This window comes from Flavobacterium sp. CR10, assembly GCF_055814415.1.
Map to the genome: position 1 here is coordinate 3675230 of NZ_CP185985.1, position 22739 is coordinate 3697968.

Annotated in this window: 23 protein-coding genes; 9 read left to right on the forward strand and 14 right to left on the reverse strand. The window is 32.5% G+C overall.

The features are described 5' to 3' along the window. Nucleotides 1–6: 6 nt before the first annotated feature. The 3 genes from ACNRYB_RS16105 to ACNRYB_RS16115 form a co-directional block, all read right to left on the reverse strand. Nucleotides 7–2592, reverse strand: coding sequence for a phosphoenolpyruvate carboxylase (locus ACNRYB_RS16105; RefSeq protein ID WP_473727909.1), 2586 nt, complete (start codon nt 2590–2592; stop codon nt 7–9). Between the two features lie 92 nt (nt 2593–2684). Then, nucleotides 2685–3164 (reverse strand): Lrp/AsnC family transcriptional regulator, encoded by a 480-nt coding sequence (locus tag ACNRYB_RS16110; protein WP_008468989.1) that lies wholly within the window; start codon nt 3162–3164, stop codon nt 2685–2687. Between the two features lie 77 nt (nt 3165–3241). Further along, nucleotides 3242–4396 carry a M14 family metallopeptidase gene (locus ACNRYB_RS16115; protein ID WP_129747160.1) on the reverse strand — a complete coding sequence of 385 codons (1155 nt, stop codon included), beginning with the start codon at nt 4394–4396 and terminating at the stop codon, nt 3242–3244. Nucleotides 4397–4708: 312 nt separating this feature from the next. Between ACNRYB_RS16115 and ACNRYB_RS16120 the strand changes: the two genes are divergently transcribed. Then, on the forward strand, nt 4709–5164 hold the full coding sequence (locus ACNRYB_RS16120) for a helix-turn-helix domain-containing protein (RefSeq protein ID WP_473727910.1): 456 nt from the start codon (nt 4709–4711) through the stop codon (nt 5162–5164). 84 nt (nt 5165–5248) lie between these two features. On the opposite strand, the gene ACNRYB_RS16125 is transcribed toward ACNRYB_RS16120, so the two are convergent. After that, complete coding sequence (locus ACNRYB_RS16125; RefSeq protein WP_473727911.1) at nt 5249–5800, reverse strand: 1-acyl-sn-glycerol-3-phosphate acyltransferase; 552 nt, start codon at nt 5798–5800, stop codon at nt 5249–5251. Between the two features lie 64 nt (nt 5801–5864). Here ACNRYB_RS16125 and ACNRYB_RS16130 point away from each other — a divergent pair, with 64 nt between their 5' ends. Genes ACNRYB_RS16130 through ACNRYB_RS16150 form a run of 5 tightly spaced genes read left to right on the forward strand, consistent with a single transcriptional unit; the run spans nt 5865 to nt 8747 of the window. Next, nucleotides 5865–6530 (forward strand): spermidine synthase, encoded by a 666-nt coding sequence (locus tag ACNRYB_RS16130; protein ID WP_473727912.1) that lies wholly within the window; start codon nt 5865–5867, stop codon nt 6528–6530. Nucleotides 6531–6534: 4 nt separating this feature from the next. Beyond that, entirely contained in the window at nt 6535–7212 is a 678-nt protein-coding gene (locus ACNRYB_RS16135) for a peptidoglycan DD-metalloendopeptidase family protein (protein WP_129747164.1), read from the forward strand. Between the two features lie 6 nt (nt 7213–7218). Then, a complete protein-coding gene (locus tag ACNRYB_RS16140) occupies nt 7219–7695 on the forward strand; it encodes a hypothetical protein (RefSeq protein WP_111369054.1) in 477 nt (158 codons plus the stop codon). Nucleotides 7696–7707: 12 nt separating this feature from the next. Next, nucleotides 7708–8232, forward strand: coding sequence for a hypothetical protein (locus tag ACNRYB_RS16145; RefSeq protein ID WP_473727913.1), 525 nt, complete (start codon nt 7708–7710; stop codon nt 8230–8232). Between the two features lie 47 nt (nt 8233–8279). Continuing rightward, nucleotides 8280–8747 carry a nuclear transport factor 2 family protein gene (locus ACNRYB_RS16150; RefSeq protein WP_473727914.1) on the forward strand — a complete coding sequence of 156 codons (468 nt, stop codon included), beginning with the start codon at nt 8280–8282 and terminating at the stop codon, nt 8745–8747. Nucleotides 8748–8981: 234 nt separating this feature from the next. Here the strand turns inward: ACNRYB_RS16150 and ACNRYB_RS16155 are convergent, their stop codons facing one another. After that, the gene (locus ACNRYB_RS16155; protein WP_473727915.1) at nt 8982–10469 is read right to left on the reverse strand and encodes an aminotransferase class V-fold PLP-dependent enzyme; all 1488 of its coding nucleotides are present in this window, start codon (nt 10467–10469) and stop codon (nt 8982–8984) included. A gap of 183 nt (nt 10470–10652) precedes the next feature. On the opposite strand from ACNRYB_RS16155, the gene msrA reads away from it, so the two are divergent. Both msrA and ACNRYB_RS16165 read left to right on the forward strand, forming a co-directional pair. Then, nucleotides 10653–11186: a peptide-methionine (S)-S-oxide reductase MsrA gene (gene msrA, locus ACNRYB_RS16160; RefSeq protein WP_473727916.1), complete on the forward strand. Its 534-nt coding sequence runs from the start codon at nt 10653–10655 to the stop codon at nt 11184–11186. A 98-nt stretch (nt 11187–11284) separates the two neighbouring features. Next, complete coding sequence (locus ACNRYB_RS16165) at nt 11285–12853, forward strand: protein adenylyltransferase SelO (protein WP_473727917.1); 1569 nt, start codon at nt 11285–11287, stop codon at nt 12851–12853. Nucleotides 12854–12960: 107 nt separating this feature from the next. On the opposite strand, the gene ACNRYB_RS16170 is transcribed toward ACNRYB_RS16165, so the two are convergent. Further along, nucleotides 12961–13929 carry a YpdA family putative bacillithiol disulfide reductase gene (locus tag ACNRYB_RS16170; RefSeq protein ID WP_473727918.1) on the reverse strand — a complete coding sequence of 323 codons (969 nt, stop codon included), beginning with the start codon at nt 13927–13929 and terminating at the stop codon, nt 12961–12963. A gap of 1 nt (nt 13930) precedes the next feature. Continuing rightward, nucleotides 13931–14404, reverse strand: coding sequence for a CYTH domain-containing protein (locus tag ACNRYB_RS16175; protein ID WP_473727919.1), 474 nt, complete (start codon nt 14402–14404; stop codon nt 13931–13933). A gap of 261 nt (nt 14405–14665) precedes the next feature. Here ACNRYB_RS16175 and ACNRYB_RS16180 point away from each other — a divergent pair, with 261 nt between their 5' ends. Continuing rightward, nucleotides 14666–15190 carry a hypothetical protein gene (locus ACNRYB_RS16180; RefSeq protein ID WP_129747172.1) on the forward strand — a complete coding sequence of 175 codons (525 nt, stop codon included), beginning with the start codon at nt 14666–14668 and terminating at the stop codon, nt 15188–15190. Nucleotides 15191–15272: 82 nt separating this feature from the next. On the opposite strand, the gene ACNRYB_RS16185 is transcribed toward ACNRYB_RS16180, so the two are convergent. The 7 genes from ACNRYB_RS16185 to ACNRYB_RS16215 form a co-directional block, all read right to left on the reverse strand. Next, nucleotides 15273–16313, reverse strand: a complete 1041-nt coding sequence (locus ACNRYB_RS16185) for an o-succinylbenzoate synthase (protein ID WP_473727920.1) — start codon at nt 16311–16313, stop codon at nt 15273–15275. Nucleotides 16314–16453: 140 nt separating this feature from the next. Then, nucleotides 16454–17692 carry a tetratricopeptide repeat protein gene (locus ACNRYB_RS16190; RefSeq protein ID WP_473727921.1) on the reverse strand — a complete coding sequence of 413 codons (1239 nt, stop codon included), beginning with the start codon at nt 17690–17692 and terminating at the stop codon, nt 16454–16456. Nucleotides 17693–17902: 210 nt separating this feature from the next. Beyond that, nucleotides 17903–18580, reverse strand: coding sequence for a metal-dependent hydrolase (locus tag ACNRYB_RS16195; protein ID WP_129747175.1), 678 nt, complete (start codon nt 18578–18580; stop codon nt 17903–17905). A gap of 32 nt (nt 18581–18612) precedes the next feature. Further along, entirely contained in the window at nt 18613–19575 is a 963-nt protein-coding gene (gene menA, locus ACNRYB_RS16200; protein ID WP_129747176.1) for a 1,4-dihydroxy-2-naphthoate octaprenyltransferase, read from the reverse strand. A gap of 94 nt (nt 19576–19669) precedes the next feature. Then, nucleotides 19670–20503 (reverse strand): 1,4-dihydroxy-2-naphthoyl-CoA synthase, encoded by an 834-nt coding sequence (locus ACNRYB_RS16205; protein ID WP_129747177.1) that lies wholly within the window; start codon nt 20501–20503, stop codon nt 19670–19672. Between the two features lie 800 nt (nt 20504–21303). Next, nucleotides 21304–22158: a CvfB family protein gene (locus ACNRYB_RS16210; protein ID WP_008468957.1), complete on the reverse strand. Its 855-nt coding sequence runs from the start codon at nt 22156–22158 to the stop codon at nt 21304–21306. A gap of 169 nt (nt 22159–22327) precedes the next feature. Beyond that, on the reverse strand, nt 22328–22669 hold the full coding sequence (locus ACNRYB_RS16215; RefSeq protein WP_473727922.1) for a DUF2853 family protein: 342 nt from the start codon (nt 22667–22669) through the stop codon (nt 22328–22330). Between the last annotated feature and the right edge of the window lie 70 nt (nt 22670–22739).

The following is a 22739-nucleotide window of genomic DNA, read 5'->3' on the forward strand; positions in this document are numbered from 1 at the left end:
TATATTTTAAGCTGAGTTTCTACTTGCGTTCGTATTTCCAAATAATGATCTCGTTACGATTTTCTCATAAACTTTAACCAATTCTTCGTTTGGAGTTTCTGCTTTATTTAATTCGTTGATTCTCAATAAAGCATACTGCTGAATAGTCAGCAACGGTAAAACAATGCGCTCCCTAATCTGAATTGAAGCAATACCATCAGGATAATTTTCCATCAACGTTTTGTGCCCAGCAATTTTCAATAAAAGACGTTTTGTTTCTGAGAATTCATCATAAATAATCTGCCAGAATTCACCAAACTCAGGATCATTTTTCATGTAAGCTGTCAACGGCAAGAATGATTTTGCCAATGACATCATACTATTTTCTAGCAATGTTTTGAAAAATAATGAATTATGATACAAATCACTTACTTTATCCCATTGTCCAGTTTCTTCAAAATGTTTTAAAGCAGAACCTACTCCAAAGAATCCTGGAACGTTTTGTTTTAACTGGCTCCATGAACCTACAAACGGAATCGCTCTTAAATCAGCAAAATCCAATGATTCAGATTTGCTTCTTTTAGAAGGACGGCTTCCAATATTAGTTTTTGAGTAATATTTTAGTGTACTCATTTTTTCTAAGTACGGAATAAACTTCGGATGATTTTTGAAGCTTAAATATTTATCATAACCCAAATTAGCCAAATCAGTTAAGATTTGAGTTTCTTCTGCAGTCAATTCGTTTTTCTCTTTACTAAATACTTGGTTTGTAACACCAGCACTCAATAAGTTTTCGATATTATAACGGCAAGAATCTAAAGTTCCAAAATTAGAGCTGATCGTTTGACCTTGAACTGTGATCTGAATTTCGTTGTTTTCAATTTTTGGTCCAAGAGACGCATAGAATTTATGAGTTTTTCCACCGCCACGAGCTGGAGGTCCACCACGCCCATCAAAGAAAATCGCTTTAATTCCGTATTCTCTAGAAATTTTAGTCAACGAAATTTTAGCTTGATAAATACTCCAGTTTGCCATTAAGTAACCGCCATCTTTAGTTCCGTCAGAGAATCCAAGCATGATAGTTTGTTTGTTTCCTCTCGATTTCAAATGTTTAGCATATTCTGGATTTGTGTACAACTGCTCCATAATGGTATGCGCATTTTGCAAATCGTCTACAGACTCAAAAAGCGGAATAATATCTACTGTTGGTTTTTCCCAATTATTCAAACGAATCATGGCAAAAGTTTCCATAACGTTCAAAGCACTTTCGTTATTACTAATAATATAACGGTTTGCTCCTTCTTCGCCATTGTTTTGCTGAATCGTTTTAATAGCCTGAACAGATTCTAAAGTATATCTAGTAATTTCATTTTCGAAATCAGCTGGATTCAGATTTCCTTTAACTTTCGATAAAACATTGATTTTTTGATCTTCTGTCAATTCGAAATAATTTTTCGGAAAAACATCTGAACCAGAATTCAAATAGTAATTCACAACATCTTTGAAAACTGCATTGTGAATTTTACTATTCTGACGAATATCTAAAGTTGCAAAATGGAATCCGAATAAATTAATTTTTACTAAAAGCGCATCTAATTCGTCCAAGTACAAAGATTGATGTTTCTCAATAATTATAGTTCGAATTTTGTTCAATTGTGTCAATAATTCTTCTAATGTGATAAAAATATCTCCTTTAGAATAGAATACAGAACGATAAAGTTTATGTTCAAGTTCGGCTACTAAATCATCTACACCTGAGAAAGTTAGCTTACGCTTTAAGTTTCTCATTTCTACATAATAGCATTTTAAAATTGAAGTACGCAAACGATCTGCAACTTTAAGCGTAATGTCTGTCGTAACAAAAGGATTTCCGTCACGATCACCTCCTGGCCAGAAACCAAGTTTGATCAATTGGTTGTGAATCGGGTTTCCTTCTAATATATTTTTTTGGAGATAATGAACAATTTCTCCTGCCGTAGCATAAAATACATTTTCAAGGTACCAAATTAAACTTACTGCTTCATCATAAGGATTTGGTTTCTCTTTCTGAATGAAAGGTGTTTTTCCTAATTGAGCAAGCAATTGTTTAATTTGTAGCAAATCATTTTGACGAATTGCTTCCGTCAAATCATTTATAATTCCTAATACGGGACCAGGATAAAACTGAGTTGGATGCGCCGTTAAAACGGTACGAACATTAAAACTTTCTAGAAATTCACTTAATTCTTCGTCTTTTTCTTTAGCATCAGATTTCTCTTTGATGTCACGAAGAGATCCGCGTCCTTCCATGTTGTTAACTTCAGGAAAAGCAGCGTCTTCGATAGCATCAAACAATACAATCTGGCGCTCGATATATTGAATAAATCGAAACATAAGATCGATTTTTTCTTCTTCAGAAGCGTTACTTAAGAATTTATTTGAGAAGAAATCTACAATTTCTTTAGGAGTTTCCTGTTTTTTAAAGCCTGTTTCGCAAGTTTCTGTAAATAAAGGAAGTAAAACTCCTGTATTATCTATAGAATCAAACGGTAATGTTATAAAAACACTATTATAAATGTGGTATTTTGAGAGAACGTCTTGATTAAAACGCTCAATTTTGGGCAACGTATACATAATCGTGTTATAGTTGGTTGGTTAATTAGTCATAAAAAAACCCCAAGAATAAACTTGAGGTTATATTTTAATATAGCATTCAAGAAAAGTTCTTACATATTTTTGAAAATAGTATGCATCAAACGCTTCTTATCGTTTATACTTTCCTCTAATGAAATCATAGTTTCTGTTCTGTAAACACCATCAATATCGTCAATCATAAAGATAACTTCTTTCGCGTGCTTAGTGTCTTTTGCTCTAATTTTGCAAAAGATGTTGAATTTTCCTGTAGTTACAGAAGCTACAGTTACGAATGGAATTTGATTGATTCTCTCTAATACAAATTTAGTTTGAGATGTATTATTAAGAAAAACCCCTACATAAGCAATAAATGAATAACCTAATTTATCGTAATCTAAGGCTAATGAAGATCCCATGATGATACCGGCATCTTCCATCTTTTTAACTCTAACGTGTACTGTACCAGCAGATATCAAAAGTTTTTTTGCAATGTCAGTAAACGGAACTCTCGTGTTGTCTATTAACATATCTAAAATCTGGTGATCTACTTCATCTAAACGAAATTTACTCATAATTGTTTAATTAATATTACTAATTGCTATTACAAAGTATAAAATTATATATAAAAAACAACAAATTCACATAAAAATTAACTTTTTATTAATCCGTTAACAAATTTAACATTTTTATTTAAATAAAAATTTGCTTTTTGACCCGTTTTAGGAAAGTTTTGGAAATCGTCCGAATATTCTGCGCCTTTTGCGTCGTATTCGTAATGTCCAAAATAATTTTCCAACTCGCCTACTTCAACTATGTAAGCGTTAAAATGAATCTTATTTTCGATTAATTCTTCTTTGTATTGTGCGACAAAATTCGTAATAATTTCGATACCATCATAATTTATTTTGACATTTTTATACATAAAATCATAAAAAACCACATTATTTTGTGAAATATTCAAATATTCGGAAAATCTATTGTCAACTAAATCGTTTTCGGATATCAGTTTAAAGCTTAAAATTAACGCGAAAAATATGAATTTCCTAGTGATTTCTCGCTCATAATCCTCTGGAAAATGTCCTGCCTCAAATAAGATAGTTGGAACGCCTAAAAACTGAAAAGTGTCTCCTATACAGTTAATATTGAAGGAGTCATCAAAACGTCCAACTTGTCCGGGAATATATTTTTGCAGTTCTTCATTGATTCCTGCAATTATATTAATGGCTTTTAATCTATTATCGTTTATGTCTCTTTCTTCATTATATGAAGGAGCTAAAAAAGAAACAGTTGCAGGTTTTCCAGTTGTTCCTGCTCCAAATATAGTACGCTGATCATGAAGATTAAAGCAGAAGTCAGGTTTAAATTCTTCAAAAATCTGGCGTAACACATTGCTTTCAGGTTGAGTCAAATCTTGCGAATCACGATTTAAGTCAATTTCGTTTGCGTTTGCTCTAGTATAAAGTCTTGCACCATCAGGATTAAGCATCGGAATGCAGTAAAATGTGAACGTATTCAGCATTTGTTTAGCAAAATCGGTATCGTCATTCAGTAAATTAATGAAATCAAATAAAGCTTTTGTAGTTGTACTTTCATTTCCGTGCATTTGAGACCATAGGTATGCGCGCGTTTTTCCCGTTCCAATTTGATAACTATATATAGGTTCTCCCAAAACAGATGTGCCAATAATCTGTACTTGACCATTTGTATTTAACTTATCTAAAAGTGGTTTAATATGATCTAAAGTTAGATATCTGCCAGATATGGACTGTTCTTTGTATTGTGTAAAAAGCTGTTCTAAATTCATTGCATTTCGATTAGTTTACAAAAGTAAACATCTTTATTTTTACAATTGTAAACTGATAAAAAAAATAATAATTTAGAATTGTAAACAGTTTTTGAAGAGTTGTAACATTAATGCGTATAACTTCTTTTAATTGAGATTTTTATATCATAGATAAACATCTAAATAAATAAATTTCAGTTAATTATAATTATCTATTTAAATTTTAAATTTAACATAAAAATGAACTCTAATTAAAATTACAACAATAATATTCAAATACTCTTTCTTTTTGTTTACATTTGTAAATGGAAGAATTTAAAGCACAAATTTACAATGGTAAACATAGATGATTTTGTAAAAAGACTTGAATCTGTATTGGAATATTATGGTTTAAACGCATCTGCTTTTGCTGATAAAATTGGCGTGCAACGTTCTAGTATGTCGCATCTTTTGTCAGGAAGAAATAGGCCAAGTTTAGATTTTGTAATGAAAATTCTAGAAGTTTTTCCAGATGTAGATTTATATTGGATTTTGATAGGAAGAGGAACTTTTCCTAAAATCAATAATGAAGAATCAGTTGAAACTCATAAATCTTCTTCTCCTATTCTATCGAATGAAAATATGGGAAATGATTTATTCTCGGCTGTAGAAATAAATTTGGAAGAAGAAAAAAGAGAAACTAAAAAATCTCCTATTCTAAAAAACGAAAATTTCAGTTTGGAAGATGATCAAATTGAAAAAATTGTCTTGTTCTATAAAAACGGCACATTTAAGGCCTATTCTTCATAACGCAAAAATTAGCGCGTATTTGAATCTTTGTCCAGAAAATTTTCAAATACGCGATTCTCACGCGTTTGGAAAAATTCTCAGAAATTACAATTTTATGCCATTTTCAGGAATTTTTCCTAAAACACCTTCATAATGCTTCTTCAAAATTTCATAATCGGCTTCATAATTTCCGGTTGGATAAATTGCTTTGCCTAGATTAACTTCTTTTTTACCCCAATCAAAAGCAACGGGAACAATTGGCACATTCGCTTTAAGCGCAATAAAATAAAATCCAGTTTTTATTTCAGTAACTTTTTTTCTAGTTCCCTCTGGTGCAACAGCCAAACGAAAGATTTCTTTTCTATCAAAAATAGAAGCAATTGCATCCACTTTATTTAATCCGCCAGTACGATCTAGTGGCTCTCCTCCCACATTTCTAAAATAAAAACCAAAGGGAAATTTAAATAACTCCTTCTTTGCTACAAAATTCATCTGCAATCCAGATATGCCGCGAGTTAATAGACCTATATAAAAGTCATGATTACTGGTGTGAGGCATTACTACTAATACACATTTTTTTACTTCAGCATTTTCCATTCCCACTATCTTCCAGCCCATTAGCTTGTAAAAGATGAATTTGTATAATAGTTTTTTCATGAAAGATTTAATATTTGGTGCAAAATAAAAGATTTAATGGTAAATTTGAGTAAAAGCATAAAAAATGATTCGAAAATTTTTCAGTTATATAATTCCAATAAAAATATTTAAGAAAAAATCAGCTAGAAGCAAAATGATCGAAGTTACATGGGCAAATGGCGAATTAGTATTGGACACTGAAAACACAAATTATTCATACGGAAGTTTACAACGCATATTAAGGTATGGACTTCGAAATATTGGTTACGATAAAATCTTAGAAATGGAACATATTCTGCTATTGGGAGTTGCCGGCGGAAGTGTGGTCAAAACCTTAGTAGACGAGATTGCTTACAAAGAAAAAATTACAGGAGTTGAAATCGATCCGGATATGATTCAGATTGCCAATGAGTATTTTAATCTTAATCAAATTAAACAGTTAGAAGTTGTTATTGATGACGCATTTGAATTTGTGCTCAAGACAAAAGACAAATACGATCTCATTATTATAGACATTTTTGAAGATACGCATATGCCGAATTTTTTGTTTGAAAAGTTTTTTGTTGATAGAGTCTGCACTATTTTAAAAGATAATGGCTTTGTTTTGTTCAACACCATGATATTAGAAGAAGCGCACAATGTTAGAAACAGAAAATATGTTGCTGAAGTAAATCCGAAAATGTTCAAAACCAAGATGCTGCCTCGCATAGAAATACATAACGAATTAATAATTATAAATAAAGTAGCTTAATTTTATGAAACCCCTTGCCTCAATTTTAAACGCCTTACCACCTACTAAAGTTATTGACACCTCAATTAATCTATCCGAATATGTACCTTTAAATTTATCGGTTTCGAATCAAGAACTGGCAAATCAGAAATTAGATACTTCGGAAGATTTTGAAAGATATATTTCAAGTTTTCTAAAAGAAAACAATGCCAAAGTTGCATTTGGCGGTTATATAGAAGGAAGATTTTTATATCAAAGAAGTCCTATTTTTTTAGATGCCTCAAAACCCGAACGCAATATTCACATCGGATTAGATTTGTGGGCAGAAGCTGGAACTGCTGTGCTTGCCGCACTTGATGGAAAAGTACATAGTTTTAAAAATAATATTGGTTTGGGCGACTATGGTCCTACTATTATATTGGAACATGAAGTAGAAAATGAGAAATTTTATACTTTATACGGACATTTGTCGTTAGAAAGTATAGAGAATTTAAATGTCGGAGACAATTTTAAGAAAGGTGAAAAAATTGCAACCTTAGGAAAAGCCTCTGTAAATGGCGATTATGCACCTCATGTCCATTTTCAGATTATCCACAACATTGGAGATTATTGGGGAGACTATCCTGGAGTCTGCAACACAAAAGACCTAAACTTCTATATCGAAAATTGTCCCGATCCTAACTTATTATTAAAAATTACTTAAATAGTTATGAAGAAAGCAGGATTGATTATATGTTTGTTGTTATTAATTGGATGTAAATCTAAAACCGTTAGCAGAGATACAGAAGATTTGAAAATTAAAAAGGTTTCTGGAGCAGATGTAAATGCAAATCAGCAGCGTAAAGCGTATGATTTAGGAAAGAGAGTTTTAGAAACTTGTAATACTTCAAAATTTAAACCTTTTAATGAAACTGAAGTAACTAAAACGGTTATGGAAAACACAACAGAAGAGCGTTTAACCAAAACCTGTCAAAGATTTAGACAATACTATGGAAGTTTTATAGATTTAAAATTAGATGGAGTTTACAAAACCAAACATGAAGTCATTTACCGCTATCATGCTTTGTACACCAAAAAAGTTGCCAATAAAGAATTGCGCATCTTTGTAAATGAAGACAATCTCATTTCTGCCATAAAATCTATGGATTGGGATGAGAAATTTGATGCCAAATTAGCCGATCAATAAATTACGATACTTATGAATTTTAAACTACCGCTTCTTCTTTTATTATTTGTTTCAACGTTTGCTTCAGCACAGCAAACTATTAGTGTAAAAGGTTCTGCGCCATATCCAGCAACACAAGAATATACTTTCATCTGCGAAAAATATGCTTATTCTGGTGAAATAAATGTACAAATAGCCAAAACAGATAAAGGTGGTATTTTAAAACTGACCATTTCTACAGCAAGCGACAAAGCAAAAATTGCTGGAGGCGTTTATGTTGATTTGACAAATGCCGATGTTATTGCTTGCACAGACAAAAATGTAAAAGAATCTGCAGACGGCAAAACAACTGCTTACTATTATTTTACACCAGCAGAATGGCAGAAGCTTAAAAAAACTGATATTTATGCTATAAGATTTATCATTGCAGGCGGCCCAGATATTTCAGGAAATCTAACGGGACATTTTACAGCTTATAGCAAAGTGAAATATTTCTCAACAGCGTTTGATAAATCTAAAAAAACATTTGATACAGCTAAAGAAATTAGTGTTTTGTAGTGATTTTTTAATATAATAAATCTTATATTTAACATAAATATTTTTTTATGAACTCAAACGAAGCCTTGATTACAAAATTTTATACCGCTTTCGCGAATGCTGATGCCAAAACAATGAGCGAATGCTATCATCCGAAAGTTCATTTTATAGATCCAGCTTTTGGTTTGTTAAAAGAAGAACAGGTTTCTAAAATGTGGGAAATGCTGTTGTTAAAAAGTAAAGGCAATTTAAAAATTGAATTTTCAAATGTAAAAGCTGATGATTCTACCGGTTCTGCAAATTGGACAGCTACCTATAATTTTAGTAAAACAAACAGAAAAGTCATCAATAAAATATCAGCCGAATTTATCTTTCAAGACGGATTAATTATCAAACATACCGATAATTTTGATGTCTGGAAATGGTCTAAACAAGCCTTTGGACTTACCGGTTATTTATTAGGCTGGACTGGTTTCTTTCAGAAAAAAGTGCAATCGCAAGCTCTTTCTGCGCTGAAACAATTTCAAAAGATTTAATTTCCTTTTAAAAATTAAAAAAACAAACGCGACAGGTTTTTAAACCTTTCGCGTTTGTAACTTTGCGACCTCAATAACCACAGAGATAATCAAGAAAGCTTAAAAAAAAATCTTTGCGCTCTTTGCGTTAAAAAAACTAGCCACAGATTATAAAGATTAAAAGGATTTAAAAAAATCTGCGCTAATCAGTATAATCTGTGGCTAAAAAATCTTTATTGGCTTTTTTAGTAAAATCTAAGATTTAAACCAGCTTTCAACCAATTCGTCTTCAAACGAAGTAGCGTCTTTATGAATAAACTCATTGCGATTTTTATCATAAGAATAATCCAAAGCCCAAGTTTTATGATTGGCAGCCAATTCTTTAATGCTTTTACAAACAAAAGCAATCTCTTCATCGGTTGTAGTTGGATGAATTGACATTCTAATCCATCCCGGTTTTTTAATCAAATCACCAATTGTAATTTCGTTGACCAATTTATTAGAAGTTTCCTGATCAACATGCAGTAAATAGTGTCCATAAGTTCCTGCGCAGCTGCACCCTCCTCTAGTCTGAATTCCAAAACGATCATTCAAAATTTTAACCCCTAAATTAAAGTGAAGATCATCAATAAAAAACGAAATTACACCAAGACGTTCTTTATGTTGTCCAGCTAAAATTTTAATATTTGAAATAGGATCTAATTCAGAGAAAACATAATTGACAATTTCATGTTCACGCTCCATAATGTTTTCAATTCCCATTTCTTCTTTTAGCTCAATTGCCAACGCAGTTTTGATAACTTGAAGAAAACCAGGTGTTCCGCCATCTTCACGATCTTCAATATTATCAATATATTTATGCTCTCCCCACGGATTTGTCCAGCTTACTGTTCCTCCGCCTGGACAGTCAGGAATCATGTTATTGTATAATTTTTTATTGAAAATTAAAACGCCTGAAGTTCCAGGACCACCAAGGAATTTATGAGGTGACATAAAAATGGCGTCCAAATAAGCTTCTGGATCAGCTGGATGCATATCAATTTCCACATAAGGACCAGAACAAGCGAAATCAACAAAACAGACACCATTATATTGATGCATTAACTTTGCCGCTTCGTGAAAAGGAGTTCTTAAACCCGTAACATTCGAACAGGCAGTAATAGAAGCAATTTTGATAGTTCTATCTTTATATTTTTCTAGTAAAGCTTCAAGATTCTCTAAATTAAAAAGACCTTTTTCGCAAGACGGAATAATCTCAACATCTGCAATAGTTTCCAACCATGAAGTTTGGTTAGAATGGTGTTCCATATGAGAAATAAAAACAATAGGTTTTTTTTCTGCAGGAACATTGGTAAAACTCTTTAAATTCTCAGGAACTTTCAGACCTAAAATACGCTGAAATTTATTGATAACTCCAGTCATTCCAGTTCCATCCGTAATTAAAACATCATCGTTGTTTGCATTGGCATGACGCTTTATAATATGTCTGGCATGATGATATGCTTTTGTCATAGCAGTACCAGATACAGTAGTTTCGGTATGAGTATTAGCGACAAAAGGACCAAACTGATTTAATAGTTTTTCTTCAATCGGACGATATAGTCTTCCGCTGGCAGTCCAATCCGTGTAAATTATTGATTTTCTGCCATAAGGCGATGTAAATTCTTGATTTATACCGACAATATTTTGTCTAAATTCCTGGAAGTAAGTTTCCAGTGTCATGGTACTATTTTTGCTATTCATTAGTTGTGCCTTGTGTTTGATTGCAAATATATAGTTTTTTTATAAAATTGCGAATTTATCAATAGTAAACTTCAAACACTATATTACCGTTTAGTATTTTTAGTTAAAACAACTTTTTTTTAATAAATTATCATAATATCCTATCGAATTAATAGGCATTAAATTTTAAAGAAAGTATTATTTATGGGAAATTTATCTGTAGCTACCTTTGGTGGCGGATGTTTTTGGTGTATAGAAGCTGTAATTCAGCGTTTAAAAGGTGTAGAATCAATAAAATCGGGTTATTCAGACGGATTTATAAAGAATCCTGCTTATCGTGAAGTGTGTACAGGCAGAACCGGACATGCAGAAGTGATTCAAGTGACTTTCAACCCTGACATAATTTCATATCATGACTTAATTTTCATTTTCATGACAAGTCATGATCCGACAACTTTAAATCGCCAAGGAGGCGATAGCGGAACTCAATATCGTTCCATAATTTTATATCACGATGATACGCAAAAAGAAATTGCAGAAAAAGTTTTTGAAGAAGTGCAACCTGCTTATGCAGATCCTATTGTAACGCAATTAAAACCTTTTGAAGTTTTTTACGAAGCCGAAGATTATCATCAAAACTATTATAATGAAAATCAAGAAGCTGGATATTGCCAAGTGGTAATTGATCCAAAAATTCAAAAACTTAAAAAAATGTACGCTGACCGATTGATTGGATAAAAGTTTTTTGCCACAGATTACACAGATTAAAATGATTTTTAAAAAAGAGAAATCTAAATAATCCTTTTAATTTGTGGCAAAAATAAGAAAGATACAAAATGAAAAATCTAAAAATAAATAATCGATTTACTGCCGAATTACCAGCAGATCCTGACTTGACAAATGAAATTCGTCAAGTTAAAAACACGCTGTTTTCGTATGTAAATCCAACAAAACCTTCAAATCCAAAATTGATTCATGCTTCTGAGGAAGTAGCTGAATTGGTTGGTATTTCTAAAGATGAAATCCAATCAGAAGAGTTTTTGAACGTTTTTTCTGGAAAAGAGATTTTACCAGATACGCATCCTTATGCTATGTGTTATGCGGGACATCAGTTTGGAAATTGGGCAGGACAATTGGGCGATGGCCGTGCTATCAATTTAACAGAAGTTGAAAATAACAATCAATTTTATACGCTTCAATTAAAAGGTGCTGGAAAAACTCCATATTCAAGAACTGCAGATGGTTTGGCTGTTTTACGTTCTTCAATAAGAGAGTATTTATGTGCCGAAGCAATGCATTATTTGGGAGTTCCCACTACTCGATCGCTTTCACTTGCCCTCTCAGGAGATCAGGTTTTAAGGGATGTTTTGTACAACGGAAATCCGGCTTATGAAAAAGGTGCGGTAGTTTGCCGAGTAGCTCCTTCTTTTATTCGTTTTGGAAGCTATGAAATGCTTACAGCTAGAAATGAATTGAAAAATCTTAAACAATTTGTAGAATTTACTATTAAGCATTATTTCCCTGAAATCACAGGAGAACCAAAAGAACAGTATTTGCAATTCTTCCAAAAAGTGGCTGATACAACGCGTGAAATGATCTTGCATTGGCAACGAGTTGGATTTGTTCATGGAGTAATGAACACAGACAATATGTCGATTCATGGAATTACGATAGATTACGGACCTTATGGTTGGCTAGAAAATTATGACCCTGACTGGACTCCAAACACAACAGACAGTCAAAACAGAAGATATCGTTTCGGAAATCAGCCTCATGTTGCTCAATGGAATCTGTTTCAATTGGCAAATGCTCTTTATCCATTAATTAATGAAGCTGCCCCTTTAGAGAAAATCCTAGACACATTTATAACTGACTTTGAAAAGGATTACAAAACAATGTTTTTGAGTAAACTAGGAATATTTACTTCAAGTGAAGCTGATGATAAAATCATTAAAGGTTTGGAAGAAATTTTGCAGTTATCAGAAACTGATATGACTATCTTTTTTAGAAATCTCAGCAAGATTAAAAAAGATGATTCTGTAGAACAAGCATTCGAAAAAATAGAATATGCATTTTATATTCCTGAAGAAATAAAAGAAAACATTCTTGATGCTTGGCAAAAGTGGTTTACCGTTTATCTAAAAAGATTAAATACAGAAGAGCTTTCTGATGAAGAACGTGCTGAAAAAATGAACCAGATTAATCCAAAATATGTACTGCGAAATTATATGGCGCAATTAGCCATTGATGCAGCTGATAAAGACGATTATTCTTTGGTTGATGAATTATTTCAGCTTTTGAAAAATCCATATGACGAACAACCAGAATCTGAAAAATGGTTTGCAAAACGCCCAGATTGGGCTAGAACTAAGGTTGGCTGTTCTATGTTGTCTTGTAGTTCCTAAAAGTTTTTTTGCCACGAATTACACGAATTTACGCTAATTTCCTTTTTATAAAGTAAAAACTAAACTTATAAAATTTGTGCAAATTCGTGCAATTCGTGGCAAACTTTTTACTTTGAGCTTATAAAATCTATAATCATATTAGCATGAACTCTCGAGTTTTCTATAAACCATTTATGAGTCTGCATTCCGCCACAAACTACTCCGGCAAGAAATAAACCTTCTACATTAGTTTCCATCGTTTCTGGATTATAAACAGGGATTTTCAGTTCGTCATTAGAAAGCTGAATTCCGATTTTTTCAAGAAAATTCAAATCTGGTTTATATCCCGTTAGCGCCAAAACAAAATCATTTTCAATTGTAACTTTTCCGTTTGGTGTTTGAATTTCTACTTCATTTTCACGGATTTCGATAATATTAGATTCAAAATAAGCTTTAATGCTTCCTTCGGCAATTCGATTTTCGATATCAGGTTTTACCCAATACTTTACGCGGTTATTAATTTCGTTTTTACGAATAACCATTGTCACTTCTGCTCCTTTTCTCCAACATTCCAAAGCAGCATCTACAGAAGAATTATTGGCTCCGACAACCAAAACTTTTCTGAACGCATATTCGTGTGCTTCTTTATAATAATGTCGGACTTTTGGAAGATTTTCCCCTGAAACATTCATTTCAATCGGAATATCATAAAAGCCAGTTGCGATTATAACATTCTTTGATTCGTAATTGTTTTTATCCGTTGCAATCTTGAAAATTTCTTGATTTTTCTGAATATCAAGAACTTTTTCGAATAAATTAATATTGAATTTGAAATAGCGGTGAATATTTCTATAATATTCCAAAGCTTCTTGTCGTCCTGGTTTTGGCGCTAGACAATTGAACGGAATTCCGCCAATTTCTAATCTTTCTGCGGTAGAAAAAAAGGTCATGTAAAGCGGATAGTTAAAAATACTATTAACGATTGCGCCCTTTTCTATAATTACATATTTTAATTTTTTCTTTTCAGCTTCTATTGCACAGGCAAGGCCAATCGGTCCGCCTCCTACAATAATAAGGTCATATATTGATTTCGTCATTTTATTTTTGCCAGTCTTTATAAGGATTTTTGCTTAAATAAGCATTATAATATCTTTCGTCGTTTGTAACTTCTTCTCCAAGCCATTCTGGTTTTTCAAAAACTTCATCTTCAGAATTTAGTTCAATTTCAGCCATTACTAAGCCTTCATTTTCTCCATAAAATTCATCGACTTCAATTACATGTTCTCCAGATTGTATTTCGTAACGCGTTTTTTCAATTTTACCCTTTTCACATAGTTTTAATAATTCCTGTGCTTCATCAAGCGGAATTTCATTTTCCCATTCAAAACGAGACATACCGCCGCTATGGCTTATTCCCTTTATGGTTATATAGCCTTTATGCCCTTTTATTCTAACCCTAACTGTACGCTCAGGAGCAGAACTCAAATAGCCTTGAGCAATTTTATTCTGAGTAAAAGCTTGATTCTTGTAAACGTCAGATTTTACAAGAAACTTTCTTTCTATTTCAACCATCTTAATTTTAGATTATTTTTTATGCAAGTTACTCATTTTAATCAAGCCTTTGAGCTTATAAAAAATGAAAAATATGTTAATTCATTATTTTTTATCCAAAACCAAAAGGAATCAAAATAACTGATTATTAACATCTTGTAATTATTATTTTAAGTAATTTTGATAGAATTAATTCCTCGTCAAACAACTAGTTATCAGTCTAAGACAATTTTACGCATAACTAAAAACTTACTACAGTTTAAACTCTAAAATAGAACGATCATGAATGTACCTTATGTTGTAATACCAATAGCACTAGGTGTAATCTGCGGGATTTTAGGTTACATACTAGGAAAAATTACTTTTAAGAATGATAATGCCCTTTCAACGTCTCTTCAAGCCGATTTAGATGTTTGCAAAGCGCATACAAAAAATTTAAATGCAAGAATCTTAAAATTAGAAGCTGAACTTGCCGCAAAAAACAAAACAATAGTTCCTGAAATAATTCCTTTCGAGCCTACATTAGCCTTAAATGCTTTAGGTAAAAAAGTAAAGGAAAATGACTTGAAAATAGTGGAAGGAATTGGACCAAAGATAGAATCCTTATTTATTGAGGCAGGAATAAAGACGTGGCAAAACCTTTCGCAAGCTTCAACAGAAAAGTTACAGGCTATTTTGGATGCCGGCGGTGAAAACTACGCTATGCATAATCCGAGTACTTGGGCAAAACAAGCATTAATGGCTTATCAAGGAAAATGGAAGGAATTGAAAGATTGGCAAGATAGTTTGTTGGGTGGAAAAGAGTGACTAAAAAAGATGCTGAGTTTCTAAGACGCTAAGATTTAATTACTAGATAACTAAAGACTTAAAAACTCAGAAACTCAGAATCTTAGAATCTTAGAAACTTTTCCCAACTCTTAGAAGAATTGTACCAAAGCTGGCCTTTTTTTACTTCAAGTGGACAATCTATATTATTAGTATATAATGCTCCAGTTCCTAAACCTTGCGGCATGTTTGAATTTAATGTAAATGTCCATTGTGCAATTGCGTTTAGTCCAATATTGCTTTCTAATGCAGATGTAATCCACCAGCCAATATTATATTTTTCTGCTAAAGTGATCCATTCTTGTGTGCCGCGAAAACCGCCGATAAAACTTGGTTTTAAAATGATATATTGAGGCTTAATATCCTGAAGCAATTTTTCTTTTTCTTCAAATGAAAACACACCAATGAGTTCTTCATCTAAAGCAATAGGAAATGGTGTCTGTTTGCACAATTCAGCCATTTCAGCAATTTGACCTTTTTTGATAGGCTGTTCTATGCTATGAAGCTGAAATTGTTTTAATTGATTCAGTTTGTCTAAAGCATTGGTTGGAGAAAAAGCACCATTTGCATCTACTCTGATTTCTATTTCTTCCGCAGAAAAATGACTTCTGATAAATTGCAGTAATCCTAATTCTTTATCAAAATTAATAGCGCCGATCTTAAGTTTTATACAGCTAAAACCATCGGCCAATTTTTCTTCAATCTGCTGTTTCATAAAAGCAGATTCACCCATCCAAACTAATCCGTTTATGGGAATTGAACTTGAAGTATTGGTAAAATCAGAAGGAAATAATAGATATGGATCTTCACTTTTAAGAGATAAAAAAGCCATTTCTATTCCGAATTGTATGGAGGGAAATTCTAATAAAGCATTCCAAAGAGCTGTTTCTCCTAAATGAATATTATCGCAAGCCCATTTTAGTTTCTCTTCATAATCTGAACGGTCATCTGCGCTTAAGCCACGCAGAATACCACACTCTCCAATTCCTTTTTTTCCATTTTCTTCCAGTACTATAAACCAAGTTTCTTTCTCGGTCATTATTCCTCGTGAAGTTCCTGACGGACGTTTAAATTCTAGTAAGTATTTATGATAAGATGCGTTCATTTTTTTTTAAGTTGCTAAGATGCTGAGTTATTGAGATACTAAGTTCTGAAATACGGAGTTGAAAGAAGATGCTTTAAAAAGCATCTCACATCTAAGCTACTTAGAATCTTAGCATCTTAGTAACTTAGTATCTCAGCAACTTAGTTAAACAATTTTAAGATTTTTTCAAAATCTTTCGATGGTAAACCTGCTTTCTCAAATACTTGAAAATCAAGTTTCGTTTTTGCAATCCAGCTTAAGCTATCAGTTACATTTTGAGTTTGATATTTTTTGTAAATGGCTTTGGCAGCACTGTAATCATCGCTCACTAAATAAGTATGAGCTAAATTTAATTTGACTAATAATTCTGTATCGTCCAGCTTTTCTCCTTCTTGAAGCGCTTTTAAGGCTTTTGCATATTGTTTGGTCAAAATATAGCAGTATCCAAGCGAACTGTAATCTAATGCAGTTGCTTTTCCTTCGTTTACAATTGTATTTAATTTCGGAATTGCTTCGTTGTATTTTTGAGCTTTTATTAAAGACGCCACTTGTGTTCTTAAATCGTTGAATACATTTTTAGAAATATCAGCATCTTTGTAACAGCTGTTTCCAAAATCTTTATACACTTTTGTTTTTTCGACAGCCAACAATTTTTGAAACTCATCATAACGATATTGTTTCATGATTTTATTGAGAATACAAACGCAAAAATCATCAGAATTGGCCATTTTCTGTGCCATTGTAGATGTTTTGCACAAACTTATAATTTCGTTTTTATTGTCCTGATTCCAACCACGGTTTAGTTTTGTATCTACCCAAGGCACTACTTCTAAAACTACTTTTTGACTTAAAAGCCAGTTTTTGCTTTCAAAACCAAACCAAATTGTGCTGATGTTTTCTTTTAAACAAGACGATTTATTTACAGATAAGCGTTTAGCATCTTTGCTAACAGGTTCTGCCTGAGAATAGCAAGCTTTATCAATTTTACCATCTGTAACATACTTTTTTGCATTTTCATTAGAGGTAAAAATCGAATAGGTGCATTCATCATCACCTGAAATTTTTGACATCAAGAAAACAGCACCTGCAGAACCTTGACTAACGCCTGTTGGATCTGGAATTGCTTTTAATAAGGAAACCAAACTATTGGCCATTTCTTGATTTTTATCTAAAAGGGTAATTCTATAGACAATTTCTGTAGTTCCAACAGGTAAATCTTCTGTTGATATAGAAATCCTATCGCGTGCCGGAACCATAATTTCTTTGGTTGTAGCACGTTCTTTATCCCAATAACCGTCTTTTTGAGCAAACGCGTTACAGGAAATTGCGATAAATAGTAATAAAATGTTTTTTCTGAAAGTTGTATTTTGTGATGATGCTTTAATTGCCACAGATTTCACAGATTAAAATGATTTTTATTTTAAAAAACTTTAATTCAATTAACATAGATTATGCCAAATAACTTTCTTATGGAATAGAGTGCCCTAGCCCCGATAGAGGCGGTATCTCCCGATTAACAAAACAAGGCTTTTTCAGCCGTAGTTTTTGTTAATCGGGAATTTAGCCGAAAGCGGGATTAGCTCCTTCTTTCGACTCCGCTCAGGATGATTTTATAATTCAATAGAATCTCCGATTGGCAAAAGCATTAAATCTTTTCCTTTATCAAAGAATTTACGGATTGATTCTTCGTGATTGATTTCGATATAACCAAAAGTATCATAGTGATATCCTAGAACTTTGTCACATTCTACAAAATCTGAAGCAATAATAGCGTCTTCAACATCCATTGTAAAGTTGTTTCCAATTGGAAGAATTACCAAATCCAATTTTGTGCGAAGCGGAATCAATTTCATGTCATAGGTCAATGCCGTGTCTCCAGCAATGTAAATGTTTTTATGCTCGCCTTCGATTACAAAACCTCCAGGATTTCCTCCGTAAGAACCGTCTGGAAAACTACTTGAGTGAATGGCGTTTACATATTTTACTTTTCCGAAATCAAATTTCCAGCTTCCGCCATGATTCATTGGGTGTGAGTTGAATCCTTTTTTGGCATAGTAGCTTGCAATTTCAGCGTTTGAAACAATTACTGCATTCGTGTTTTTAGCAATGGCCTCAACATCTAAAACGTGATCAGCGTGTGCATGCGTTAGTAAAATATAATCGGCTTTTATTGTGCTAAGGTTGATTGATGCAGCTTGTGGGTTTCCGGTAATAAATGGATCCACAATAATGTATTTTCCTCCTACTTCAATTCCTAATGAAGCGTGTCCGTAGTATGTAATTTTCATTTTGTTACCTTTTTTAAATTAAACATTTGTTTTTATCTTCCTCCTAAAAAGAGGTTTACAATGATGTCTGAAATCAGCGAAATCATACACACTGTAAGTAATATAGAAAGCAAAAATGTACTCAATGCCAGTTTTTTCAATTCTGGATCTAATAATTTTGGGTCTTGGTTTTTGTAAACCGTGATTAAATGTTTTGTCAACGGAATATAAGCCAGTACAAATAAGTATTGGTCAAAGTTATAATCGCTTAAAATAGCAAATACAACCACCAAAACCATCGCTGTAATGATCAGGAAAAAGTGATATTTTTTGGCATTTTGAGCTCCAATCTGTACTACAATAGTATTTTTTCCTGATTTTTTATCAGATTCCTGATCGCGCATATTGTTTAAGTTCAGAACACCAACGCTTAATAATCCGATTGCTACAGCTGGAAGGATTAAAAGAGGATCGACTTCTTTTGCATACAAAAAGTTAACCCCTAAAGTACTCACTAATCCGAAGAAAATGAAAACGAATACATCTCCTAGTCCTCTATAGCCATACGCTGAATTACCTACGGTATATTTAATTGCCGCTACAATAGCTGCGATTCCTAATAGAAGAAAAAAGATAGAATATCCGAAATTATCTTTTCCAAAAGCAAAATAGATCAAGATTATAGCAGATAATAAAGTCAAAAGTGAAGTAATAATAATGGCTTTTTTCATTGCCTGCGGCGTAATAACACCACTCTGAATAGCACGTTGCGGCCCTACTCGATCTGCATTATCAGTACCTTTTACTCCATCGCCATAATCATTTGCAAAATTGGATAAAACCTGTAATCCTAAAGTTGTCAATAAGGCAAAACCAAAAACTTTCCAGCTGAATACTTCGGTTGGCGTATTGATAGTTTCGGTTGGATTTGACAAAGCATAAATACTTCCAACTATAATTCCGGAAACTGATAAAGGTAATGTGCGCAATCTAGCGGCTTCAATCCAATGTTTCATGTTTTAATTTTAGATTTTAGAATATAGATTTTAGATTATTATGTTCTGATTTAAAATTATAGATTGAAAATCTAAAATCAGAAATCTAAAATTATTAAGGTATCCATTTATTTTCACCGAAGTTTGGTTTTCTTTTTTCTAAGAAAGCGTTTCTTCCCTCTTTAGCTTCTTCGGTCATGTAAGCCAAACGAGTTGCTTCTCCTGCAAAAACTTGTTGTCCGACCATTCCGTCATCTGTTAAGTTCATTGCAAATTTTAGCATTTTTATAGATGTTGGTGATTTTTGAAGAATTTCCTGAGCCCATTCGTAAGCAGTAGTTTCCAATTCGTCATGAGGAATTACTGCGTTTACCATTCCCATTTCAAAAGCTTCTTGAGCAGAATAGTTTCTACCTAAAAAGAAAATCTCACGTGCTTTTTTCTGCCCTACCATTTTAGCCAAATATGCCGATCCATAACCACCATCAAAACTAGTTACGTCAGCGTCAGTTTGTTTAAAAATGGCGTGTTCTTTACTAGCAAGCGTCATATCGCAAACTACATGCAAACTGTGTCCGCCACCTACAGCCCAGCCTGGAACAACTGCAATCACAACTTTAGGCATAAAACGAATTAAACGTTGCACTTCTAGAATATTCAAACGATGCTGTCCATCATCTCCGACATATCCTTGATGTCCGCGTGCATTTTGATCTCCGCCGCTGCAGAAAGAATAAACTCCATCTTTTGTTGAAGGTCCTTCAGCAGAAAGTAAAACAACTCCAATTGAAGTGTCTTCTTGCGCGTCGTAAAAAGCTTGGTATAATTCTGAAGTAGTTTTAGGACGGAATGCATTTCTAACATTTGGTCTGTTAAAGGCAATTCTTGCTACTCCGTTGCATTTTTTATAAGTTATATCTTCAAATTCTCTGGCTGTAATCCAATCCATTTTGATTTTTTGTTTTAATAATTATACGGTAAAAATAAAGCATTTTTACTACTTTACCTACTCAATCTGCCTTAAGTCTTTGCTAAATTACCCTTCAATGTTAACAATTGGTATTTACTTACAAAAAATAACATTTTTTAACATTAGTTTAGAAAAATAATAATTAATTTTACACCCTAGAAATCAATGAGATAGAAAATATTTCAAAGATTTCAGATTGATTTTCTTTCACTGATTTATTAACCTAAAAAATGATTTTTTTGAGAAAATTTAAAAAATTTGTCGCTCATTTTTTTAGGGTTTTCACGAATAAACCTCAATTAAAAGAGCAAATGATTTATGTGTTTGTCGAAACTTCAAAAAGAAAAAAGTAACACCTAAGGTTAAATGTTAGAATTGTATCTATAATTAGTATAGAAATGATAACGAAAAGAGGAAAAAAGTACTAATTCGCACTTTCTAAAAGTTATTTTATAAAACCAATGGATGAGCCGTGAAATTTATTTTTTTGCTTTTGAGATAGGTACATTTATTATTTAAAAGACATACCCATCAATAGAATAATTTCTAAAATTCGTAAAGCTATTGTTCTGAGATGGACTCGAATTATTTTATTTCTGTTTTTTTTTAATTACAATTTTTTTTAAAACTGAATAAAAAGCGAAAGGCTGCTTGTAATGAGCAGCCTTTTGTGTTATAATAATTTTGCTAACACAAAATAAATTCCAAATTTTAAACTCCAAATTCCAATGGATTGTGTTGAATCAGTCTCGGAATTTGGAATTTTTAAATTGGAATTTCTATTCCTTTACCAAATAAATCCCGTCTTCTTTAATTTCAATCAGTTTTTCTTTGTATAAAGCTCCGATTGCTTTTTTGAATGATTTTTTACTCATTTTCAAAACGGTTTTAATGTCTTCGGGATGAGAATTATCATTCAATCTAAGAAACCCTCTGCTAGCTCTTAGCTCGCTTAATATTTTTTCAGCATTTGGTTCTATGCTTTCAAAGCCTTGTGCTTGAAGCGCAACGTCTATTTTATTGTCAGGACGAATGTTTTTGATATAACCGCGCATTCTGTCTCCTGTTCTTATCGAATCATCGTAAACTTCATCTTTATATAAAAGACCTTTGTGGCGCTCGTTTATAATAACATTGATTCCCATATCTGTAATATGAGAAACGATTAAATCAACTTCTTCGCCTTTTTCAACTGTCAACGTATCGTTGCTCAAAAATTGATTGGTTTTGCTTGAAGCGACTAAACGATTCGTCTGTTTGTCCATGTATAAATACACCAAGTAGCGTTTTCCTTTTTCCATTGGACGCGCCTGTTCTTTGAACGGAACAAGAATATCTTTTTCCATTCCCCAGTCCATAAATGCGCCGACATTATTGATGTAGTTTACACGTAAAAGAGCAAATTCATTCAATAAAATGTATGGAACCAAAGTGGTTGCAACTGGACGCTGTTCGTGATCTAAGTAAACAAAAACGATTAATTCTTCGCCAATTTCAAATACTTTTGGCACATATTTATTTGGAAGCAAAACGTCGTGAACTCCATCTGGATCATTTTCCGGATCTCCTAAAAATAAACCAACTTTGGTATCACGTAATATAGTTAGCGTATTGTATTTTCCTATTTCTAGCATTTTTATAAGTTTCTAAGCAGTCGAACTGCTAAGTTCTGAGACGCAAAGGTACGAAGTTTGGCGCGGTACAAAGAAATTAATTTTAACAAAACTTGATTTGCAGTAAAAAAATAGAAAATCCCTTTACAACAGTTGTCATAAAGGGATTTTAAATTATGCCAATTGCATATTATTTGTAAACACTTTCTTTTTTAAAGTGAACTGTTAATAAATAATACACAACAGCTCTGTATTTGTGTTTGTTAGATTTTCCGTATTTCTCTAATACAGCGTGAATTGCTCCAAATAATTCTGGACTATCTTTTAAACCTAGCTTTTTAACTAAAAAATTATTTTTTACCGTCTCTAATTCAGATTCTTGAGATCCTGCTACAACTGATGCATCATCATTATATATAGAAGGGCCACAGCCAATGGTAACTTTAGTCAATAAATCCATGTTTGGAATTACTCCACATTTATCCTTCAAATCTGAAGCATACTTTTTAATTAATTCTTCTCTCTTGCTCATAATTATATAATTGGTGAATAATAGACCAAATGTATAATTAACGAAGATCTAAAACAATAATTTTAACAAA

Bases quoted from the DNA above. Each gene is read 5' to 3' on its own strand.
- ACNRYB_RS16105 (WP_473727909.1), bottom strand. From the start codon at position 2,592: ATGTATACGTTGCCCAAAATTGAGCGTTTTAATCAAGACGTTCTCTCA.
- ACNRYB_RS16110 (WP_008468989.1), bottom strand. From the start codon at position 3,164: ATGAGTAAATTTCGTTTAGATGAAGTAGATCACCAGATTTTAGATATG.
- ACNRYB_RS16115 (WP_129747160.1), bottom strand. From the start codon at position 4,396: ATGAATTTAGAACAGCTTTTTACACAATACAAAGAACAGTCCATATCT.
- ACNRYB_RS16120 (WP_473727910.1), top strand. From the start codon at position 4,709: ATGGTAAACATAGATGATTTTGTAAAAAGACTTGAATCTGTATTGGAA.
- ACNRYB_RS16125 (WP_473727911.1), bottom strand. From the start codon at position 5,800: ATGAAAAAACTATTATACAAATTCATCTTTTACAAGCTAATGGGCTGG.
- ACNRYB_RS16130 (WP_473727912.1), top strand. From the start codon at position 5,865: ATGATTCGAAAATTTTTCAGTTATATAATTCCAATAAAAATATTTAAG.
- ACNRYB_RS16135 (WP_129747164.1), top strand. From the start codon at position 6,535: ATGAAACCCCTTGCCTCAATTTTAAACGCCTTACCACCTACTAAAGTT.
- ACNRYB_RS16140 (WP_111369054.1), top strand. From the start codon at position 7,219: ATGAAGAAAGCAGGATTGATTATATGTTTGTTGTTATTAATTGGATGT.
- ACNRYB_RS16145 (WP_473727913.1), top strand. From the start codon at position 7,708: ATGAATTTTAAACTACCGCTTCTTCTTTTATTATTTGTTTCAACGTTT.
- ACNRYB_RS16150 (WP_473727914.1), top strand. From the start codon at position 8,280: ATGAACTCAAACGAAGCCTTGATTACAAAATTTTATACCGCTTTCGCG.
- ACNRYB_RS16155 (WP_473727915.1), bottom strand. From the start codon at position 10,469: ATGAATAGCAAAAATAGTACCATGACACTGGAAACTTACTTCCAGGAA.
- msrA (WP_473727916.1), top strand. From the start codon at position 10,653: ATGGGAAATTTATCTGTAGCTACCTTTGGTGGCGGATGTTTTTGGTGT.
- ACNRYB_RS16165 (WP_473727917.1), top strand. From the start codon at position 11,285: ATGAAAAATCTAAAAATAAATAATCGATTTACTGCCGAATTACCAGCA.
- ACNRYB_RS16170 (WP_473727918.1), bottom strand. From the start codon at position 13,929: ATGACGAAATCAATATATGACCTTATTATTGTAGGAGGCGGACCGATT.
- ACNRYB_RS16175 (WP_473727919.1), bottom strand. From the start codon at position 14,404: ATGGTTGAAATAGAAAGAAAGTTTCTTGTAAAATCTGACGTTTACAAG.
- ACNRYB_RS16180 (WP_129747172.1), top strand. From the start codon at position 14,666: ATGAATGTACCTTATGTTGTAATACCAATAGCACTAGGTGTAATCTGC.
- ACNRYB_RS16185 (WP_473727920.1), bottom strand. From the start codon at position 16,313: ATGAACGCATCTTATCATAAATACTTACTAGAATTTAAACGTCCGTCA.
- ACNRYB_RS16195 (WP_129747175.1), bottom strand. From the start codon at position 18,580: ATGAAAATTACATACTACGGACACGCTTCATTAGGAATTGAAGTAGGA.
- menA (WP_129747176.1), bottom strand. From the start codon at position 19,575: ATGAAACATTGGATTGAAGCCGCTAGATTGCGCACATTACCTTTATCA.
- ACNRYB_RS16205 (WP_129747177.1), bottom strand. From the start codon at position 20,503: ATGGATTGGATTACAGCCAGAGAATTTGAAGATATAACTTATAAAAAA.
- ACNRYB_RS16210 (WP_008468957.1), bottom strand. From the start codon at position 22,158: ATGCTAGAAATAGGAAAATACAATACGCTAACTATATTACGTGATACC.
- ACNRYB_RS16215 (WP_473727922.1), bottom strand. From the start codon at position 22,669: ATGAGCAAGAGAGAAGAATTAATTAAAAAGTATGCTTCAGATTTGAAG.